Raw genomic sequence first — 18273 nt, forward strand, 5'->3', positions numbered from 1 at the left:
AACCGCATCCTGCTGGAAAACTACTTCTTGCCCGGTGACCTCGAGGCCCAGATCGAGGCCTTCGTCGAGCACTACAACCACCAGCGTTATCACGAAGCGCTGTCCAACGTGACGCCCGCCGACGCCTACCTCGGCAGGGCGGCTTCCATCCTCAATCAGCGTGAAAGGATCAAGCGACACACCATCGAACATCGGCGCTTGCAACACCGCAAGCTCGCCGCCTAAAACCAACCCCCAGACGAGGTCCGCACTCCGCTAATCTACGCCGCAAGTTGTGCCAAATGTTCTGACGACGGACAGACGCTCGTCTGGGCAAGGCCTTGAATGTCCGGACCGTCGAGCCGGTGGTCCACGATATTCTCGCCTCGGCGCGGCGCAACCCCCAGGCATTCAGCGGCCTGATGCGCTGCAAACTGAAAAATGAGGTAATGTTCCGGCACGCGCTGTCGGTAAGCGCTTTAATGATTTCGCTGGCACGCAAAATGAAGCTCTCCGCGCAAGAGATTCATGATTGCGGTCTTGCTGGTCTGTTGCTGGATATCGGGGTCAACTACCTGCCGCAGACCATCACCCCACCCTTTGGTGATTTCCGCAATACCGATCCGAAAATCTGGTAGCAGCATATCATGCTGGGCTACCGGGCACTCTCGAATGATGGCGATCTGCCCCAATCTGTGCTCGATGCGTGCCTTCAGCATCACGAACGGATTGATGGCAGCGGCTTTCCCAATGGGCTTGCAGCCGATCAGATCGCCGTTGTCGCCCGGATGGCGGCGATCTGCGATACTTTCGATTTCCTGCTGTCGAAAACCACTGCCACGGCACCTCTGGATCCGGCGATGGCGCTCCAGCATATGAAGGCCATGGATGGCGCTTTTGACGAGGATATCCTGCGTCATTTCATCGAGTCGGTCGGAATCTATCCGGTCGGATCCTTCGTCGTGCTGCGCAGCGAAAAGCTGGCAATGGTGATCGACGTGGATCCCAAGGATCATACAAGGCCGATCCTTCAGGCGTTTTATTCCTTGTCCAAGGGAGAGCGGATTCTGCCTCATCGGATCGCCTTGACGAACAACGCAGACACAGACGAAATCACTGGCATTGCCGACCTGTCCGATCTCGGACTGCCCGAGGATGGACTTCTGCGGGAAATGATATTCCTGAGCGCCTTCAAGTCCAAGGGATGAAGATGGCCCGGCGGCGGTCGCCCAGCGCTACGCGCGAGCTGCCTTGCACATTGGCATGCAGAAGTGTTCGTTGCGGGTCCTGAGCAATGTAGCCCCGAGGCACACTTGGCTTATGCCGTGCGCACAGGCTGTAGCTGCAGGAGAGTTCTTCTGAGCTACTGGCCCGGGAAATGCCGTCACACCTTATCAGGACCGCGTTGCGAGGCCAAAATGCGGGGGCAAGCCGAACATCCCCCGCACCAGCCTAAAACCCGACTGCTGATGCAGGCAAATGGCAATGGTCGAACAGCGACATCAAGGGCGATAACGCCCTTGGTTTCCAATGAAATCCGGGAACGGCGCGGGAAGGAAAGTGGTGGACAGGGCTGGATTCGAACCAGCGTACGCTTGCGCGGGCAGATTTACAGTCTGCTGCCTTTAACCACTCGGCCACCTGTCCACACAGTCCCCTGCCTTCAAGGGGGGCGTTCTTGAGCGACTTGTCGCTCTGAAAATGCGCAAGTCCTTGTAGGCCTCGCTGCCGAGAGGCGCCCCTTTGGCGAAGCACCGCTTGCCTGTCAATGGCCCTGCTGGCAGGGGGCGCGCTTGAAGGCTTAGCCAAGGAGCGACAATGACCGAGGGTAAACGCAAGCGCGCATTGCGCGGACGCGCAGGGCGGATGAAGGGCGGGCGCGGATCAGGCCGCGCCAGCACCGGGCAGGTGCGCCTGTGGGGCCGCCACCCGGTCGAGGCCGCGCTGAAAAACCCCGAGCGTCAGCACCGCAAGCTGTGGGCCACGCGCGAAGGCATCGCCAGCCTTGACGGCGAGTTGCCGCCTGATTTCCCGATCGAATATGCAGAAGTCGCCGATCTTGGCCGGCTCGTGGCCCGCGATGCGCCGCATCAGGGACTGGTGCTGGAATGTTCCGCCCTCGAAGATGTGTTCCTTGATGAAATCGCGGATGGCGAAGCCACGCGCCCGGTGGTGGTGCTCGATCAGGTCACGGATCCGCATAATGTCGGCGCGATTCTGCGTTCGGCCGCGGCCTTCAACGCTGCGGCCATCATCACCCAGGATCGCCACGCCCCGCCCGAAAGCGGGGTGCTGGCCAAATCCGCTTCGGGCGCGCTGGAAACCGTGCCTTGGGTCCGGGTGGTCAACCTCGCCCGTGCGCTCGAGGAACTGGCCGAGGCCGGATACTGGCGCATCGGGCTGGCGGGCGAGGCCAAGGCGACGCTGGCCGACGTCATGCCCACCGGGCCGCTGGCGATCGTGCTGGGCGCCGAGGGCGAAGGCCTGCGCCAAAACATCGCCGCGCATTGCGATGCGCTGGCCAAGCTGCCGATTTCCTCCGCGATCGAGAGCCTGAATGTTTCCAACGCCGCTGCGATTGCGCTTTATGCCGTGGCGACCCGCAGCTAGAACAGGTCGATCAAAGGCCACGAGGGGATGCCGCCATGAACCACCTTGCCACGTTTCGTCTGCGCGCCGCAGCACTGCTTGCCGGCTTTGCGCTGGCACTGTCGGGCTGCTTCATGGCACCGGGCAAGTTCACTTCGGAATTGGCCCTAACCGGGGCGGACAGCTTCACCTTCACCTATGACGGCGAGATCTTTTTCCTTGGCCTGTCAAAGCTGGCGCTGATGGGCGCAGGCGCGGACGAAACCTTCGAGGCCACCGACTGCTTCGACGAGGAAACTTTCGAGGACCGCGCCTGCACACCCCAAGAAGAAGCCGAACAGCGCGCCGAGTGGGAAGCCGGAACTGCCGAACGGGTGGCCCGGAAAAAGCAGGAAGCTGAACAGATGGCGGCGATCATGGGCGGGATCAACCCGACCGATCCCAAGGCGACCGAGGAAATGGTGCGCCTGCTTGAACGCCAGAAGGGCTGGAACAGCGTGGTCCACAAGGGCGACGGATTGTTCGAGGTGAGCTATTCGGTCAGCGGCACGCTGGGGCATGACTTCATGTTCCCGACGATCGAAGGTTTTCCCGCCACCAATCCTTTCGTCCAGATGATCCTGCGCGATGGCGGTCAGGTGCGGATCAACGCACCCGCATTTGCGGCCCAGACCGCCGATAATCCGATGGCCGGGGTGATGGGCGGAATGGGCTCGCTTGCCGGGCTGGCAGCGATGGGCGCAGCAGAACAGGGCGAGGATAAAGCGGAGGCCGAGCTGATCCCGGGCATGCCGGTGCTCGATGGGACATTCATCATCCGCGCCGCACCGGGGATGCGCATTCTTGCCAACAACACCGACGAAGGTCCCGAAAGCGCGCCAAGCGGCGGCGAACTGCTGCGCTGGGCGGTATCGCCGCGCACCACGCAGGCCCCGACCGCGCTGATCGCCACCGGCGGCTGAAGGCTGCGGCCTGCCGCAGACAACAAAAAACCCCGCCCGTCATGGAGACGGCAGGGTTCCCTGTACGCGACAGCGCGAATCAGCCGATCAGTTGACGGCGTCCTTCAGGCCCTTGCCCGCCTTGAACTTCGGCTGGTTCGAGGCCTTGATCTTCATTTCCTCGCCGGTGCGCGGGTTGCGGCCGATCGAGGCCTTGCGCTTGGCGACCGAGAAGGTGCCGAAGCCTACCAGCCGCACTTCATCGCCGCCCGACAGGGCCTTCGTGATCGTGTCGAAAACGCTTTCGACGGCATTCGAGGCATCGCTTTTGGAAAGGCCGCTGCCATCGGCAACGGCGCTGATCAGGTCGTTCTTGTTCATCTGGAAACCCCCTCGGCTCGAGATCTTGTTGTTTCGGTGAATCGCCTTACGAAAAGCCCGGATTTGAGACTGTTTCGGCAAGGCTGTCAAAGGCAAATCGCCCCCGGCACCAGGCGTCGCCAACGTGGCGTTCATCTGCGGCGAACCAAGGCGCGCCGCGCCATGCGTTGAAGGCTCCTGCTTCCGGGGTTGAAAATGACACTGCCGCGAATCGCGTCGTGCGCCTCGCGTGTAGCGCCTCAATGCGCGGTTGGCACCTCTGAACCTGACGGATTCGTATCTGAAACGGAGGGTTTCGCAGCCGCACCGCCGCCGGGCTGACTGGCCAGATCATCGGCCTCGGTCCACTCGATTGCCACCGGTGCCTCCACCAGCGCATGTGCCAGCACCTCGTCGACATGGCTCACCGGAATGATCTCCAGCCCTTCCCTCGCATTGGCGGGAATTTCGACGAGGTCCTTGACGTTCTCCTCGGGGATCAGGACGGTCTTGATGCCTCCACGAAGCGCGGCAAGCAGCTTTTCCTTTAATCCGCCGATCGCCAGCACCCGCCCGCGCAGGGTGACTTCGCCGGTCATCGCCACATCGGGCCGCACCGCAATGCCCGACAGGGTCGAGACAATCGAGGTGACCATCCCGATCCCGGCGCTCGGCCCGTCCTTGGGCACTGCACCTTCGGGCAGGTGGATATGGACGTTCTTGCGCTGGAACAGGCTCGGCTTGATGCCATAGACAGGCGCGCGCGCCTTGACGAAGCTGAAGGCCGCCGAAACGCTCTCGTTCATCACCTGGCCCAGCTTGCCTGTCGTCTTGATCTCACCCTTGCCGGGCGTGGTCACGCTTTCGATGGTGAGCAATTCGCCCCCCACCGATGTCCAGGCCAGCCCGGTGACCGCGCCGACCTGTGCATCTTCCTCTCCCATGCCGTGCTTGAACTTGCGCACCCCGGAAAAATCGCCGAGGTTTTCTGGCGTGATCGTGACGCTTTCGGCCTGCTTTTCGAGGATCTTGCGCAGGGATTTGCGGCACAGCTTGGCAATCTCGCGCTCCAATGTGCGCACGCCTGCCTCGCGGGTGTAGTAGCGGATCAGGTCACGCAGGGCCTCTTCGGTCAGCGTGAATTCACCCTTTTTCAGGCCGTGCGCCTTCACCTGCTTGTCGATCAGGTGACGCTGGGCGATGGCGACCTTCTCGTCTTCGGTATAGCCCTCAAGCCGGATGATCTCCATCCGGTCGAGCAAAGGCTGCGGCAGGTTGAGGCTGTTTGCGGTGCACACGAACATGATGTCGGAAAGGTCGAGATCGAGTTCGAGATAATGGTCCTGAAATTTGCTGTTCTGTTCGGGATCGAGCACTTCCAGCAGCGCCGAGGCCGGATCGCCGCGGAAATCCTGCCCCAGCTTGTCGATCTCGTCGAGCAGGAACAGCGGATTGCTGGCTCCCGCCTTCTTGAGATTGGCAACGATCTTGCCCGGCATTGAACCAATGTAAGTGCGCCGGTGGCCGCGAATCTCGGCCTCGTCGCGCACCCCGCCCAGCGACTGGCGCACGAATTCGCGCCCCGTTGCCTTGGCGATCGACTTGCCCAGCGAGGTCTTGCCCACCCCCGGCGGGCCGACAAGGCACAGGATCGGCCCCTTCAGCTTGTTGGTGCGCGCCTGCACTGCGAGATATTCAACGATGCGGTCCTTGACCTTTTCCAGCGCATAGTGATCGGCATCGAGCACCTCCTGCGCCTTGGCGATATCCTTTTTCAGACGCGACTTCTTGCCCCACGGCAGACCCAGCAGCACGTCGAGATAATTGCGGATCACCGTCGCCTCGGCGCTCATCGGCTGCATACCCTTGAGCTTCTTGAGCTCGGCATTCGCCTTGGCGCGGGCTTCCTTGGAAAGTTTGGCCTTCTCGATCTTCTCGGTCAGTTCGGCGATTTCGTTGCCGTCCTCGCCATCGGCGCCGCCAAGCTCGCTCTGGATCGCCTTCAACTGCTCGTTGAGGTAATATTCGCGCTGGGTCTTCTCCATCTGGCGCTTCACCCGCCCACGGATGCGACGTTCGACCTGCAAGACCGAAAGTTCGCCTTCCATGAAGGCCATGACCAGTTCCAGCCGCTTCAGGGGGCTGGCCTCGGTCAGCAGCGATTGCTTGTCGGATACCTTGGCGCTGATCGCTGCGGCGATGGTATCGGCCAGCTGCCCGGCATCATCGACCTCGCTCAGATCGACCCCGGCATCCTCGCCAAGCTTCTTGTTGAGTTTGACATATTCGCCGAACTGCTGGGTCACCTGCCGCATCAGCGCGGTCACCTCGCTGCCCGATACCGTATCAGGCTCAACCGGGTCGACTTCGGCCAGCAGGTAGGCCCCGGCATTCTCCAGCGCGGAAAGCTGCGCGCGCGACTTGCCTTCGACCAGCACGCGCACCGTGCCATCGGGCAGCTTGAGCAGTTGCAGGACCTGCGCGATGACGCCGACATCATACAGATCATCGCCTTCGGGATCATCGCAGCCGGGGTCAAGCTGGGCGATCAGGACGATGTCCTTGGAGGCCTCCATCGCCGCTTCGAGCGCCGCCACAGACTTGTCGCGCCCCACAAACAGGGGGACAACCATGCCGGGAAAGACAACAATGTCGCGCAAGGGAAGGAGAGGGTAGGTCTGGGTCATGTTCTTGTGTCCGCGGCCGCCGTTGGGGCGCGCCTCTGGTGTGAATATGGGAAGCAAGCCGCCGGGCCGCAATGGCCCAAGCAACAGGCCTGTGGACGCTTGCTCTACCGCGCTCGCCACTGCGTCGCAGGACAGCCAATCAGTGACAAGGTGGCAAACACCGAAGTGGCCGTGCCAGCGGCAAGCCCAATGCCCGACAGGCAAACGGCTCCTGCAATCAGAACGAAAAACCCGAAATCGGCAGCAAAGGCGTCAGCCGGGCCGACCGCACCGTAGAGCCCGATCGCGCCGAGCCCGGCAATATGCGCAAGCACCATCCATATCGGCAGGGCAAGCCGCAGGGCCAATCACCTCAACCCAGTCCGGGCAGGTTGAACCCCGGCGGCAGGCCCATCGAACCCTGCATTTCCTTCATCTGTTCAGCCGAAACCCGGTCGGCCCGGTCGCGCGCGTCGTTGAATGCGGCGGCGACCAGGTCTTCCAGGATCTGCTTGTCATCGGCGTTCATCAGGCTGTCATCGATCGCCACGCCGAGAATCCGGCCCTTGGCGCTCGCGCGCACCTTGACCAGCCCGCCGCCGGCCGCGCCTTCGACCTCAATCGAATCGAGCTTTACCTGCATTTCATTCATTTGCTTCTGGATGGTGTCGGCAGCCTGCTGGGCTGCCTGCATCATCTCTTCCATCGACTTCATCGGGGGTCTCCTGATTATCTAGTTCCAGGGTGGGCGAACCGCGCGGGCGACATTGCCTTCGGTTCCGAGCAATTCGGCTTCGGGAAAAGACGCAAGCGCCGCCTGCACCAGCGGGTCGGAACGGATGCGCTTTTCCTCCAACTCGGCCTCGGCTTCGGCCACCTCGCGCAAGCTCGGCTGCGCGCTGGCAGTCTCAGGGCCGGTGCCACGCTCGACCTGCCAGCGTTTGCCAGTCAGCTTGAACAGCGCCTCGCGGATATCCGGCGCGGGATCATCGGGGAAATTGTCGGCCTGTTCAAACACCAGCCGTTCTGCACCAAGGTCGATCACCCGCACCCGGTCGCGCATTATCTGGGCAACGCGCAACTGCCCCGCAGCATCGACCGCCTCGACCAGCGCTGACCAATCCTGCGAAGGGCCTGCTGTATTGGCTGCGGCTGCGACCGGCGCAGAAGCAGTAGCGGTCGAAACTGCGGCCGGGGCCAGCCCGCTTGCCGCCAGTTCCTCGATCCGCTTGGCCAGCTTGCCCGGATCGGGCATCTGCGCAGCATGGAGGATGCGCAGCAACGCCATCTGCAAGGACGCCAGCGGATCGGGGCCAGCGCGGACTTCCTCGTGGCCCTTGAGCAGCAATTGCCACAGGCGGTGAAGCTCACCCGTTCCCAGCCGTCCGGCGAAATCGGCAAGCGCTGAACGCTCCTCGTCGGTCGGGGCATCGGGCTCGGCGCCCGATAGCTGTGCCAGCGTAACCCGGTGGGTCAGATCCATCAGCGCGCGGATCAGCGCCAGCGGCTCGACACCAAGCGCGTATTGTTCATCCACCGACGCCAGCAGCGCCCTTGCTTCGCCTTCGAGCAGGTGGCCGAGCACGCGGCGCTGCGCGCTCTTGTCGGCAAGGCCCAGCATGTCGCGCACCCGCGCCGCGGTGACCTTGCCCTCCCCGTCAAGGTCGGCGTGGGCGATCGCCTGATCGAGAATCGAAAGCCCGTCGCGTACCGATCCTTCTGCCGCGCCGGCGATGATCGCCAGCGCCTCGGCCTCGGCCTCCACCCCCTCGAGCCGGCACACCTTGGCGAAATGCTCGGCCAGCATCCCGGCGGGTATCCGGCGCAGGTCAAACCGCTGAGTGCGGCTCAGCACTGTGACCGGCAGCTTGTCGACTTCAGTGGTGGCAAACAGGAACTTCACATGCGGCGGCGGTTCCTCCAGCGTCTTGAGCAGCCCGTTGAAGGCCGCCTTTGACAGCATGTGAACCTCATCGATGATGTAGATCTTGAAGCGCGCCGACACCGCCGCATAGCGCACCGCCTCGATAATCTCGCGAATGTCGTCGATCCCGGTATTTGACGCCGCATCCATCTCGATGACGTCGATATGGCGCCCTTCGGCGATGGCCACGCAAGCCTCACACACCCCGCACGGATCAATGGTCGGCCCGCCCTGCCCGTCCGGCCCGATACAATTCAGCGCCTTGGCAATCAGCCTTGCGGTCGAAGTCTTGCCCACCCCGCGCACCCCGGTCATCAGGAAGGCGTGGGCCAACCGGTCGCGCGCGATAGCATTGGCGAGGGTTCGCACCATCGCCTCCTGCCCGATCAGCTCTGAAAAGGTCTGTGGCCGGTATTTGCGCGCCAGCACCCGATAGGGCTGACTGGCGGCAGCGGGCGCAGGATCGGGCACAGGCGCCGGTGTCGCCGCAGATGACGGCGCAACAGGCGGCGGCGGTGGGGGGTCGCCGAACAGCGCGTTCTGGCCGGCCGCCTCCAACTCGGCCACAGTCGGGCCGGCATCATCCTCAGGCAGTTCGGGGTCGGAATCGCTCATGCGATCAAGCTAGGCGCTCGGCGACCATTTGTCATGCTGCGCATCGGAGCGAATATCGTGGAAAAAGGAGCCGAGCGACCCGCCGCAATTCACCTGGGCTGCTTCCTTCCGGACCTGACCCGGTGAGCGAACGCAAACGTCCACCCGACTCCCGGACGCGCATATGGCTGCGGTTCGAAGAAAAATCAACTCAGCGAAAATTATCCGCATAGGCCTGCAGCTTGAGCCGCTTTGGCGGGGTCGCATGAATGCGCGCAGTGATGCCGCATTTTGCCGCATAGGCCCTGGCCGCGTCCTTGCTCGGGAAAGTCAGCCGCACCTGCGATTGCGTATCGCTGCTGCCGGTCCAGCCCATCAGCGGATCGGCAAAACGCGCTTCGGACTGCTCGAATTCGAGCACCCATTCATCAGTATGGGCCTTGCCCGATTGCATCGCGTGCTTGGGCTGCTGATAAATTCTTGCGGACATTCCTGTTTTCGATCCTCGCTCATGCGGCGTTCTTGCTGGCCTACCGCTGCGCTGCTTGAGGCCTTGAGGCCGCGTCGCTGCGGGCAGCCAGTCGGCCTTGCGGGCCGCCGCGCGTCCCGATCCATGCGCGGGGCGATAGCTTAAGTCTGTCCGCGGTTGAAGGCATTTTTGGTCTTCATGCTCGGCTTTTCCAGCCAGGGCGCATCGGGCCAGCGGTGCCGGGGATAGCGGCCCTTCATCTCCTTGGCCACATCCGCCCAACTCCCGCGCCAGAAGCCGGGCAGATCGCGGGTCGACTGGATCGGGCGACCCGCCGGGCTGGTGAGCTTGAGCAGCAGCGGCGTGGCACCGATCATCGGCTGCATATCCAGCCCGAACAGCGCCTGCACCCGCACCTCGACGCTGGGGGCATCATCGCAGGCGTAATCGATGGGATGGCGCGTTTCGGCGGGCGAGGTGAAGTGGGTGGGCGCGGCGCGATCAAACGCCTTGCGCTGGTCCCAGTCGAGCAGGTCAAGCGCGCTTTGCGCAAACCGGTGTGGCGGCAGATCGAGGTCGCGCCGACCGGCGAGCAACGGGGCGAGCCATTCCGTCGCCCGCGCGCGCAGGGCCTCAGGCGTCAGCGCATCGACCCCGGCGAAGCTGCCACGGGCGAGGAAGCCTTCGGGCATGATTTCCCCCAGCTTCTCCAGCGCTTTCTCCACAAGGATATCCACAAGCAGAGCAGGGTCGGGCGAAGGTTCGGGCACGCTCGCCAGCACAATCGCGCCCAGCCGCCGTTCGCGCCGCGCTTCGATACGATCCTTATCATTATTCCAACGGGTTGTGACGCGCTCCTCAAGCTCTGTGGTAAACAGCGCCGCGATGCGATCAGACGCGATTTCGGCTGCGGCGGTGATCCGCGCGCCCTTGGCTTGCCCCTGCGCGTCGCCAATCACGATCCATTCGGCCCGTGCCAGCGACGAAGCAGGATCAAGCACATAGCCGCGCCCGCCCGCACTAAGCCAATATTCCCCCGACGCACCGCGACGCCGGGCGACAAAATCGGGCCGCGCCAGCGCCAGTGCTTCGGCAGGTTCGGCGGCGGGGCTGCCGGTGATGGCCGCCGCAAGCTTACCCGCCTGCCTTGCCCAGCCCTGTGCAATCCGCTGCGCTGCCACCGCCCTCGGCGCGCGATCCCCGCGCCAGCGCGCAAGGCGTTGCAGCAGGTCTTCGCCCCGCCCGCCAAGCCCGCGTTCCTGCAACAGCAGCACCAACCGCGCCGCCTCCTCGCCGCAGCCTGAGCGCGCGCCATGGAGCACCGATGCGGCCTGATCGGGCGCCATTGGCAAGCTCGCAATCGCCTCGCCCAACGGGGTAATCCGTCCGCCCGCATCAAGTGCGCCCAAGCCTTTCAACGCGCCCCGCGCCGCCGCAACCGAAGCCTCGGGCGGCGGATCGAGCCATGGCAGGCTCGCCGGGTCGTTCGTCCCCCACTTGGCGAGCCGCAGCAGCAGCGGGGCAAGATCGGCCTGCACAATCTCGGGCGGTGCAAATTCGGGCCGGCCTGCATGACCCGCCTCCTCCCACAACCGGTAAGCCACCCCCGGACCCTGCCGCGCCGCACGCCCTGCCCGCTGCGCAGCAGAAGCCTGCGAAGCGCGGCGGGTGACGAGATGGGTCGTGCTGGCCGCCCGGTCAAATTCGGCAAGCCGCGCAAGACCGGAATCGACCACCACGCTGACCCCGTCCAAGGTCAGCGAAGTTTCGGCAATTGCCGTCGCCAGCACGATCCGGCGGCGTCCCTCGCTATCGCGGCGGATCGCGGCGCGCTGGGCTGCGGGTTCCACCTGACCGTGAAGCGCGTGGATCGGCACTTCGGGCAGCCGCACTGCCAGCCGTTCACGCACCCGCTCGATTTCCCGCACGCCGGGGAGGAAGGCGAGAATATCGCCCGCCTCGTCGCGCCACGCGGTCAGCACGGCGGTGCCCACACGATCCTCGATCGGGAGCGAAGCATCGCTGCCAAGCCATTTTATTTCCAACGGAAAACTGCGCCCATCGCTGGTCACGACCTGCGCATCGTCGCCCAGCAGCCGGGCAAACCGCGCGCCATCAATGGTCGCCGACATTACCAGCACGCGCAGATCCTCGCGCAGCACGCCGCGGGTTTCGAGCGCCAGCGCCAGCCCCAGATCGCTGTCGAGCGTGCGTTCATGCGCCTCATCGAACAGCACCGCGGAGACGCCGGGCAGTTCCGGGTCATCGATCAGCCGGTTCACCAGAATCGCTTCCGTCACGACAAGGATGCGCGTCTTGGCCGACACCTTGCTGTCGAGCCGGGTCATGTAGCCCACGATCCCGCCCGGCGCCTCTCCCAGCATTTCGGCCATGCGTTCAGCCGCAGCGCGGGCAGCGACACGGCGGGGCGAGGTGAGGATGATCTGGCCGGTGCACCACGGCTGCCCAAGCAGATCAGGCGCGACGGCAGTGGTCTTGCCCGCTCCCGGCGGCGCAATCAGCACACCTGCGCCAGCACCGCCGAGCGCGGTGCGGATTTCGGGGAGGACAGCCGTGATCGGGAGGTCGGGGAGCATCGCCCCGGCCGATAGCCCGCTCAATGCCCGCGCGCGACCGCGAATTGCGCCGCTTCAGCCATGGCCACGCGCGCCTTGCTGTCGGGGAAGATCGAAATCGCATCAATCGCCCGGTGCGCGAAGTGGCGGGCACGTTCACGCGTGTCTTCGAGCGCATTGTGCTTGGCAATCAGCGAAATCGCATGCGCGAGGTCTTCATCCGAGGTCCGATGCCCGGCAATCGCCGCCTTCCAGAACTTGCGCTCTTCCTCGTTCCCGCGCGCATGGGCGAGAATCACCGGCAAGGTCATCTTGCCTTCGCGGAAGTCATCACCCTGATCCTTGCCCATCTCGGCCGCATCCGAATCGTAATCGATCGCATCGTCAACCAGCTGGAAAGCGACGCCCAGATTGCGGCCATAGGATTCAAGCGCATGTTCCTGTTCTTCCGAACATTCGGCCACCACGGCGCTGATCTGGCTGGCCGCGGCGAACAGGGCTGCGGTCTTTGCGCCGATGATATGAAGGTATTGTTCTTCGCTGGTGTTGATCTGGCGCTGGGCGGAAAGCTGCGAAACTTCGCCCTCGGCGATCACCGCGCTGGCCCGGCTGAGGATCGAGAGCACCCGCAAGGAGCCATCTTCGGTCATCAGTTCGAAAGCGCGGCTGAACAGGAAATCGCCCACCAACACCGTCGCCGGATTGCCGAAGATGATGTTGGCCGCCGCCTTGCCGCGCCTGAGCTCGCTTCCATCGACCACATCATCGTGCAGCAAAGTTGCAGTGTGAATGAACTCGACCGCTGCGGCGAGCTTGTAATGGCGGGTGCCCTTGTAACCGACCAGTTCTGCGCCAGCGAGCGTCAGCATCGGGCGCAACCGCTTGCCCCCGCCCGATATCAGATGCCCGGCGAGTCGCGGGATCAGCGGGATTTCGCTCTGCATCCGGTCAAGGATCACGGCGTTGACGGAATTCATGCCCGCCGCCGTCAGCGACAGCATGGGGTCGAGTGTCGGTGCCTTTCGCGGCAGGGGGACGATATCGGCACTCATCTTGGATTGGCATTAGGGCGGGCCCAGCATGCTTGGCAAGCGCGGAATTGCTGCTAGTTTCGCGAGCCATGCCGCAGGAAACGCAACTTTCGTCCGCTTCAGCCGCCCAACCCGATCCGGTGCCGGATCAGGTTCTGGCCGCCTATCGCAAGAGCATCGACAATATTGATGCCGCGCTGATCCATATTCTGGCCGAACGGTTCCGGATCACGCAGGCGGTCGGCGAGTACAAGGCCAAGGCCACGCTTCCCCCCGCCGATCCCGACCGTGAGGCGCGCCAGATCGCAAGACTGCGCAAGCTTTCGGAAGACGCGGATCTCGATCCCGAATTTTCCGAGAAGTTTCTGCGCTTCATCATCGAAGAAGTTATCCGCCACCACCAGAAGGCGCGCGGCGGCTAAGGCCCGCAGGCCGTTTCACCGCCGCGCGCCGGGGCCGGTTCGGCCGCGCTCCGTCCAGAGGCAGGGCAGGCAGCGCTGCCTGACCTGCCACGTGCCGAGCAAGGGCGGATGTCACCCGCGCGGACGCTTGCCGCCAAGACCGCGCGGAGACCTTGCGCCCGGCTTCCTGCCGCTGCGGGTGATGTTGGTGCTCAGCTGCCCGTCGCTTCGCGTGGTCGTGCGGCTGCGGCCGAACACGGTCTCGCCCGCGGAATTGGTGGCGCTCTGCCGCGCCCCCGAATTGCCCTCGCCATCGCGCCCGCGTTCGCTCGCAAGGTCGAGCGTCTTGTCGCCGCGTCCGGTGGCAGTGCCCGCGAAGGTCGAACCACTCCCGGTGCGGGTGCGCTCGCCCGAAAGAGTGCGGGCGTTTCCTTGCGGGCCGGTCTGGACAATGTCGATGGTCGATCCGGCTTCGGTGCGCTGGCGCACCGCGCTGCTGGTCGCGGTGTTGCCGGTGTTAAGGTTGGTCGCCTCGCGCTCGCGGGTGGCGGTGCCGGTCTCGGGATTGACCGTGATGGTCTGCGCGGCACTGACATTGGGGCCTTCGAAGGTCTTGGTGCGGCTTTGCTCCTGCGCGTGCGCGGGCGCATGTGCGGGCAGGGCAAACGCGAATGCGGTCAGCGTGGTAAGCATCAGGGGGGTCTTGATCATGGCGAATTCCTCCTTGGGTCGGTTGACATTTCCCGGTCACCCAGCCGCTGCGGGGTTGCGTCAGGGGACAGGGAGAAAACGGGGAACGGCCTGACATCCTTCGTCAAAGCCCGAATTTTCTGCGCTCAGCGCGGTGACGCGGCGGGGGGCGTCCCGGAAGCAGACAACGGGGGCGTCATGTCCTGCGCTGGCCGTTCAGTCGCGGGAGGCTTTCCTTCATCTGGAGCGGCGCGCATTCGCTCCTCGCGGCGCTGGCGCCAGGCTTCCATCAGTTCGCGGCGCTGTCCGGGCGGCAGCTGACGCAAAGCCTCGCGGCGATTGTCCGGCGACATCCGCCGCAGGCGTTCGATCACTTCGCGCTGTTCGGGCGTGCGCGCATCTTCGCGCAGCGGGCGCATGATGTCCTTTCGGGTAAGCGCCTCGCCCTGTTCGACACGCTCAAGAAGTTCCTCGCGCCGCGCCTCGATGCGGTCGGAGCGCGCTCCCTCACGGCGCACGCGCGCCTCCTCAATGCGCTGGCGCAGGCGGGCTTCTTCCTCGGGCGTGGGGACGCGCTGACCGGCGGCGCGGCGGCGCTCGATCTCGCTCTCGATACGCTGGTCGATGCGTTGGCGGCGCGCGGCTATCCTGCCCTGCCGCACCTCTTCGATGCGGCGGAATGCTTCACCCAGTTCCTCGGGCGTGTCGATCGGGCCTTCGATCCTGACCGGCGCAAGCCCGGCAGGTGCGGGATCGGCGGGCGTCTGGACGGCAACCGGGGCAGCAACAGGCGCAGGCGTGGCTGGCTTGCCGATGATGCTGGCCCAGACCTTTTCGGGCGAAGGCACGGGCAGATCGAAGCGTTCAATCAGGCCGGTGGCCGCCGCCGCCGTTGCCAGCGCGCCAAAACAGGTCACACCGATGGCGATGCGCCGTCCCAGCCGCCAGCCGCGTCCGCCGCCCGAACGGCGAAGTTTCGGCAGCGGCGCCAAAGTTGCAGGGGGCCGCGCTTGGGCGGCGGCGGCCACCTTTTCAGCGAAGCCTGCGGACAATTCGGGCACAGCGAAGTCATCCAGCGCACAGGCCAGCGGGCTGCCGGGGACAATCGGTGTGCGCGCCTGTTCGTCCATGTCCTGTTCGTTCACGCTCATTGCGCGTCTCCTTGGCCTGCGAAAGCCTGCCGCAGGCCTGCGCGGGCGCGATGCAGCAGGGATTCGAACGCCTTGATGTTCATCTCCATCGCCGCTGCCGCTTCGGCATTGGGCAATTCCTCGTAATAGGTCAGCACGATCGCGGCGCGCTGACGGTCGGGCAAGGCCAGCACCAGCGCGCGTGTGCTGGCGCCGCACTGGTCGGCTTCGATCCGCGCATCGGCGAGCGGGGCATCGTCGGCATGGTCTGGCACGTCCTCGCCCGATATCCGCCGCGCCAGCCGCAACCGGTCAATCGCGAGATTGGTCACCACCCTTGCAAGCCAGCCCGACAGGCGCAGCGCGGCCGCCGCACTGGTTCCCGCCGGATGGCGCGCGGCAAGGCGCGGCGCGTGGTCCCACAATCGCAAGCAAGCCTCCTGCACAATATCCTCGGCTTCATGGGCATCGCCGGTCATGCGAAAGGCAATCCGGCCCAGCGCCCCTGCATGACGCGCGATCGCCTCGCGCAGCGCAGCCGGGTCGCGCGCCGCCATGCGCGCCACCAGCGCCGCATCATCGGCAGCCGGGGCCGGAGGTGAAATTTCTCCGCTAGCGGTCATGTCTGCGCGCAATGGGTCCCGTTTGCGGTTGCGTGTCGTTGATCACTCTGGCGGTTAACTGCGGGGCACGCAAAACCCTTCGCGCGTTATTGCGCACGCGGCAGACGCAGTTCGACCAGCAACCCGCCCAGATCCTCGCTGGCCGAAAGCGTGACGCTGCCGCCATAGATCTCCGCCACATCGCGCACGATGGCGAGCCCCAGCCCCGTTCCCGGCTTGCCCGTATCAAGCCGCACCCCGCGATCGAAGATGCGGATACGTTCGGCCTCGGGGATGCCGGGGCCGTCATCCTCGATCCAGATCAGGCACTGCCCGTCACAGCCCTCGGCCCCCGCGTCTTCGGGATCAATGGTCACGAACACGCTGCCCCCGCCATATTTGGCCGCGTTCTCGATCAGGTTGCCGAGCAGTTCGTCGAGATCCTGCCGCTCGATCGCCACCTCGGCGTCGCGGCTGCCAGCAATGTCCAGCCGCCCCTGCGGATAGAGCCGCTCGACCGCGCGGCGCACCGCTTCGGCGCTGTCGCGGACATTGGTGCGGGCATGGCCGACCGCACGCCGCCCGACCGCGCGGGCGCGGGCAAGGTGGTGATCGACATGGCGCTGCATCGTGCGGGTTTCGCGCATCACGGTCTCGCCCAGATCGGGCGCGCGCGCCGTTGCGGCATTGGTCAGCACCGTCAGCGGGGTCTTGAGCGCATGGGCGAGATTGCCCGCATGCCGCCGGGCTTCCTCGGCCTGCTTTTCGGAATGTTCGATCAGCGCGTTCAATTCCTCCACCAGCGGCTGCACTTCAAGCGGGAGCGGCTCGGTGATCCGGCCCGCCCCGGTGGTGCGCAGGTTCTGGATCGCCGCGCGCACGCGCCTGAGCGGCGAAAGACCATAGCGGATCTGCAACAACGCCATCACCAGCAGCCCAAGCCCCAGCACTGCAAAGCTCCAGATCAGGATCAACCGCACCCGGCCGATCTGGGCATCCATCTGCTCGGTCGCGCTCGCCACGGCGAAGGTCCAGCGCGTCTCGCTGCCCGGCAGGATCACGGTGCGCTCGGCAATCCGCAGCGGCTCGCCTGCGAACTGGGCGGAATTGTAGAAATGCACCTCGCTGTCGAAATCCTCGCCCTTGGTAGTCACCCCCTGCAAGGTCAGCGTGCGATCCCACAGACTGCGCGAGGGCCAGGGTTCGTAATTCCCGCCGCTGATCTGCCAGTACAGCCCGCTTCCCGGTTCAAGAAAGCGCTGGTCGCCCAAGGTGCGGTAGAAATAGACCTCACTGCTGGCATCGATCTCGGCCGAGGCGATCATCGCGGTGAGGATATAGTCGAGCTGTTCGTCGAAATTGCTCTCGACCTGACGCGTCAGCGTGCGTTCCAGCGCGATCCCACCGCCCAGCAGCAGCACGAAGATCCACCCCGCCGCGATCAGCCCCATGCGCCGCGCAAGGCTGGCGCGCGGACCGCCCTGCGCCGCGGCCGCAGGCATGGCAACGGCCTCACCCGCGGGCAAGGCCATGTGCGCGTCGCCGTCGTTACGCTCGCCCTTAAGCGCGGGGTGCGTCGGCGGGGTCGTCGAGGCTGTAACCGAGGCCACGAATGGTCGTTATCACGTCTGCGCCAAGCTTCTTGCGGATACGGGTAACGAACACTTCGATGGTGTTCGAATCCCGGTCGAAATCCTGATCATAGATATGCTCGATCAGCTCGGTGCGGCTCACCACCTTGCCCTTGTGGTGCATCAGGTAGCTCAGCAGCTTGTATTCCTGCGCCGTCAGTTTCACCGGTTCGCCGTTCAGCGTCACCCGGCCCGAACGCGTGTCCAGCCGCACGTCTCCGGCGGTCAGTTCGGATGAGGTATTGCCCGAAGCGCGGCGGATCAGCGCCCGCAGCCGGGCGATCAGTTCCTCGGTCTGGAACGGCTTGGCAAGGTAATCATCAGCGCCCGCATCAAGGCCTGCGACCTTGTCCGACCAGCTGTCGCGCGCGGTCAGCACCAGCACCGGAAAGGTACGCCCTTCACGCCGCCACATGCCAAGCACGGTCAGCCCGTCGATCTCGGGCAGGCCAAGATCGAGGACCACTGCGTCGTAATCCTCGCTCGAGCCCATGAAATGCCCATCCTCGCCATCGACAGACAGATCGACGGCATAGCCGGTATGCTCCAGCGTCGATTTCAGCTGCGCGCCCAGCGTGGGCTCATCCTCGACGATCAGAATCCGCATTTTCCACCATTTTCCTGCTGTATCACCGCCAGTTTGGTGCGCTTTTGCCGCGCCAGCGTCAAGCAGACGCCATCGCAGGACAC

19 protein-coding genes, 1 tRNA gene and 1 other RNA gene are annotated in these 18273 nt (G+C 64.7%); 6 read left to right on the forward strand and 15 right to left on the reverse strand.

The window, feature by feature from the left end; translation table 11 throughout:
• The 3 genes from BUA05_RS10480 to BUA05_RS10490 form a co-directional block, all read left to right on the forward strand.
• A partial coding sequence (locus tag BUA05_RS10480) for an integrase core domain-containing protein (RefSeq protein ID WP_084662602.1) occupies positions 1-225 on the forward strand: 225 nt, incomplete at its 5' end.
• 95 nt (positions 226-320) lie between these two features.
• The gene (locus BUA05_RS14565) at positions 321-617 is read left to right on the forward strand and encodes a hypothetical protein (protein WP_143150300.1); all 297 of its coding nucleotides are present in this window, start codon (positions 321-323) and stop codon (positions 615-617) included.
• 9 nt (positions 618-626) lie between these two features.
• Positions 627-1187, forward strand: coding sequence for an HD-GYP domain-containing protein (locus BUA05_RS10490; protein WP_072674927.1), 561 nt, complete (start codon positions 627-629; stop codon positions 1185-1187).
• Between the two features lie 353 nt (positions 1188-1540).
• Here BUA05_RS10490 and BUA05_RS10495 read toward each other — a convergent pair.
• Positions 1541-1626, reverse strand: a tRNA-Tyr gene (locus tag BUA05_RS10495).
• Between the two features lie 171 nt (positions 1627-1797).
• Between BUA05_RS10495 and rlmB the strand changes: the two genes are divergently transcribed.
• Positions 1798-2589 (forward strand): 23S rRNA (guanosine(2251)-2'-O)-methyltransferase RlmB, encoded by a 792-nt coding sequence (gene rlmB / locus BUA05_RS10500; protein WP_072674929.1) that lies wholly within the window; start codon positions 1798-1800, stop codon positions 2587-2589.
• Positions 2590-2624: 35 nt separating this feature from the next.
• Positions 2625-3530, forward strand: coding sequence for a hypothetical protein (locus BUA05_RS10505; RefSeq protein ID WP_072674931.1), 906 nt, complete (start codon positions 2625-2627; stop codon positions 3528-3530).
• An 87-nt stretch (positions 3531-3617) separates the two neighbouring features.
• Here the strand turns inward: BUA05_RS10505 and BUA05_RS10510 are convergent, their stop codons facing one another.
• The 9 genes from BUA05_RS10510 to BUA05_RS10550 all read right to left on the reverse strand — a co-directional run bounded on the left by BUA05_RS10510 (position 3618) and on the right by BUA05_RS10550 (position 13150).
• Entirely contained in the window at positions 3618-3890 is a 273-nt protein-coding gene (locus BUA05_RS10510; protein ID WP_072674933.1) for an HU family DNA-binding protein, read from the reverse strand.
• 239 nt (positions 3891-4129) lie between these two features.
• Entirely contained in the window at positions 4130-6556 is a 2427-nt protein-coding gene (lon, locus tag BUA05_RS10515; protein WP_072675066.1) for an endopeptidase La, read from the reverse strand.
• A gap of 104 nt (positions 6557-6660) precedes the next feature.
• Positions 6661-6873, reverse strand: coding sequence for a hypothetical protein (locus BUA05_RS10520; protein WP_072674935.1), 213 nt, complete (start codon positions 6871-6873; stop codon positions 6661-6663).
• Positions 6874-6908: 35 nt separating this feature from the next.
• Complete coding sequence (locus BUA05_RS10525; protein ID WP_072674936.1) at positions 6909-7250, reverse strand: YbaB/EbfC family nucleoid-associated protein; 342 nt, start codon at positions 7248-7250, stop codon at positions 6909-6911.
• 18 nt (positions 7251-7268) lie between these two features.
• The gene (locus BUA05_RS10530; RefSeq protein ID WP_072674938.1) at positions 7269-9074 is read right to left on the reverse strand and encodes a DNA polymerase III subunit gamma/tau; all 1806 of its coding nucleotides are present in this window, start codon (positions 9072-9074) and stop codon (positions 7269-7271) included.
• Positions 9075-9134: 60 nt separating this feature from the next.
• An RNA gene (ffs, locus tag BUA05_RS10535) (signal recognition particle sRNA small type) lies at positions 9135-9229 on the reverse strand.
• A 35-nt stretch (positions 9230-9264) separates the two neighbouring features.
• Positions 9265-9543 (reverse strand): ETC complex I subunit, encoded by a 279-nt coding sequence (locus tag BUA05_RS10540; protein ID WP_072674940.1) that lies wholly within the window; start codon positions 9541-9543, stop codon positions 9265-9267.
• Positions 9544-9683: 140 nt separating this feature from the next.
• Positions 9684-12119, reverse strand: coding sequence for an ATP-dependent helicase HrpB (hrpB, locus tag BUA05_RS10545; protein WP_072674941.1), 2436 nt, complete (start codon positions 12117-12119; stop codon positions 9684-9686).
• Positions 12120-12139: 20 nt separating this feature from the next.
• Positions 12140-13150 carry a polyprenyl synthetase family protein gene (locus tag BUA05_RS10550; protein ID WP_072674943.1) on the reverse strand — a complete coding sequence of 337 codons (1011 nt, stop codon included), beginning with the start codon at positions 13148-13150 and terminating at the stop codon, positions 12140-12142.
• 68 nt (positions 13151-13218) lie between these two features.
• Here BUA05_RS10550 and BUA05_RS10555 point away from each other — a divergent pair, with 68 nt between their 5' ends.
• Positions 13219-13551 (forward strand): chorismate mutase, encoded by a 333-nt coding sequence (locus tag BUA05_RS10555; protein ID WP_072674945.1) that lies wholly within the window; start codon positions 13219-13221, stop codon positions 13549-13551.
• Positions 13552-13662: 111 nt separating this feature from the next.
• Here the strand turns inward: BUA05_RS10555 and BUA05_RS10560 are convergent, their stop codons facing one another.
• From BUA05_RS10560 to BUA05_RS10580, 5 genes are all read right to left on the reverse strand, one after another.
• Entirely contained in the window at positions 13663-14241 is a 579-nt protein-coding gene (locus tag BUA05_RS10560) for a hypothetical protein (RefSeq protein WP_072674947.1), read from the reverse strand.
• Between the two features lie 125 nt (positions 14242-14366).
• Positions 14367-15371 (reverse strand): hypothetical protein, encoded by a 1005-nt coding sequence (locus tag BUA05_RS10565; protein WP_072674949.1) that lies wholly within the window; start codon positions 15369-15371, stop codon positions 14367-14369.
• The gene (locus BUA05_RS10570) at positions 15368-15973 is read right to left on the reverse strand and encodes a sigma-70 family RNA polymerase sigma factor (RefSeq protein ID WP_086616561.1); all 606 of its coding nucleotides are present in this window, start codon (positions 15971-15973) and stop codon (positions 15368-15370) included. The genes BUA05_RS10565 and BUA05_RS10570 overlap by 4 nt, the downstream gene beginning before the upstream one ends.
• Before the next feature lie 86 nt (positions 15974-16059).
• On the reverse strand, positions 16060-17484 hold the full coding sequence (locus tag BUA05_RS10575) for a sensor histidine kinase (protein ID WP_425429519.1): 1425 nt from the start codon (positions 17482-17484) through the stop codon (positions 16060-16062).
• Between the two features lie 28 nt (positions 17485-17512).
• Positions 17513-18190, reverse strand: a complete 678-nt coding sequence (locus BUA05_RS10580; protein ID WP_072674953.1) for a response regulator transcription factor — start codon at positions 18188-18190, stop codon at positions 17513-17515.
• Positions 18191-18273: the final 83 nt, after the last annotated feature.

The sequence above is a fragment of the Erythrobacter sanguineus genome, assembly GCF_900143235.1.
GTDB lineage: Bacteria > Pseudomonadota > Alphaproteobacteria > Sphingomonadales > Sphingomonadaceae > Erythrobacter > Erythrobacter sanguineus.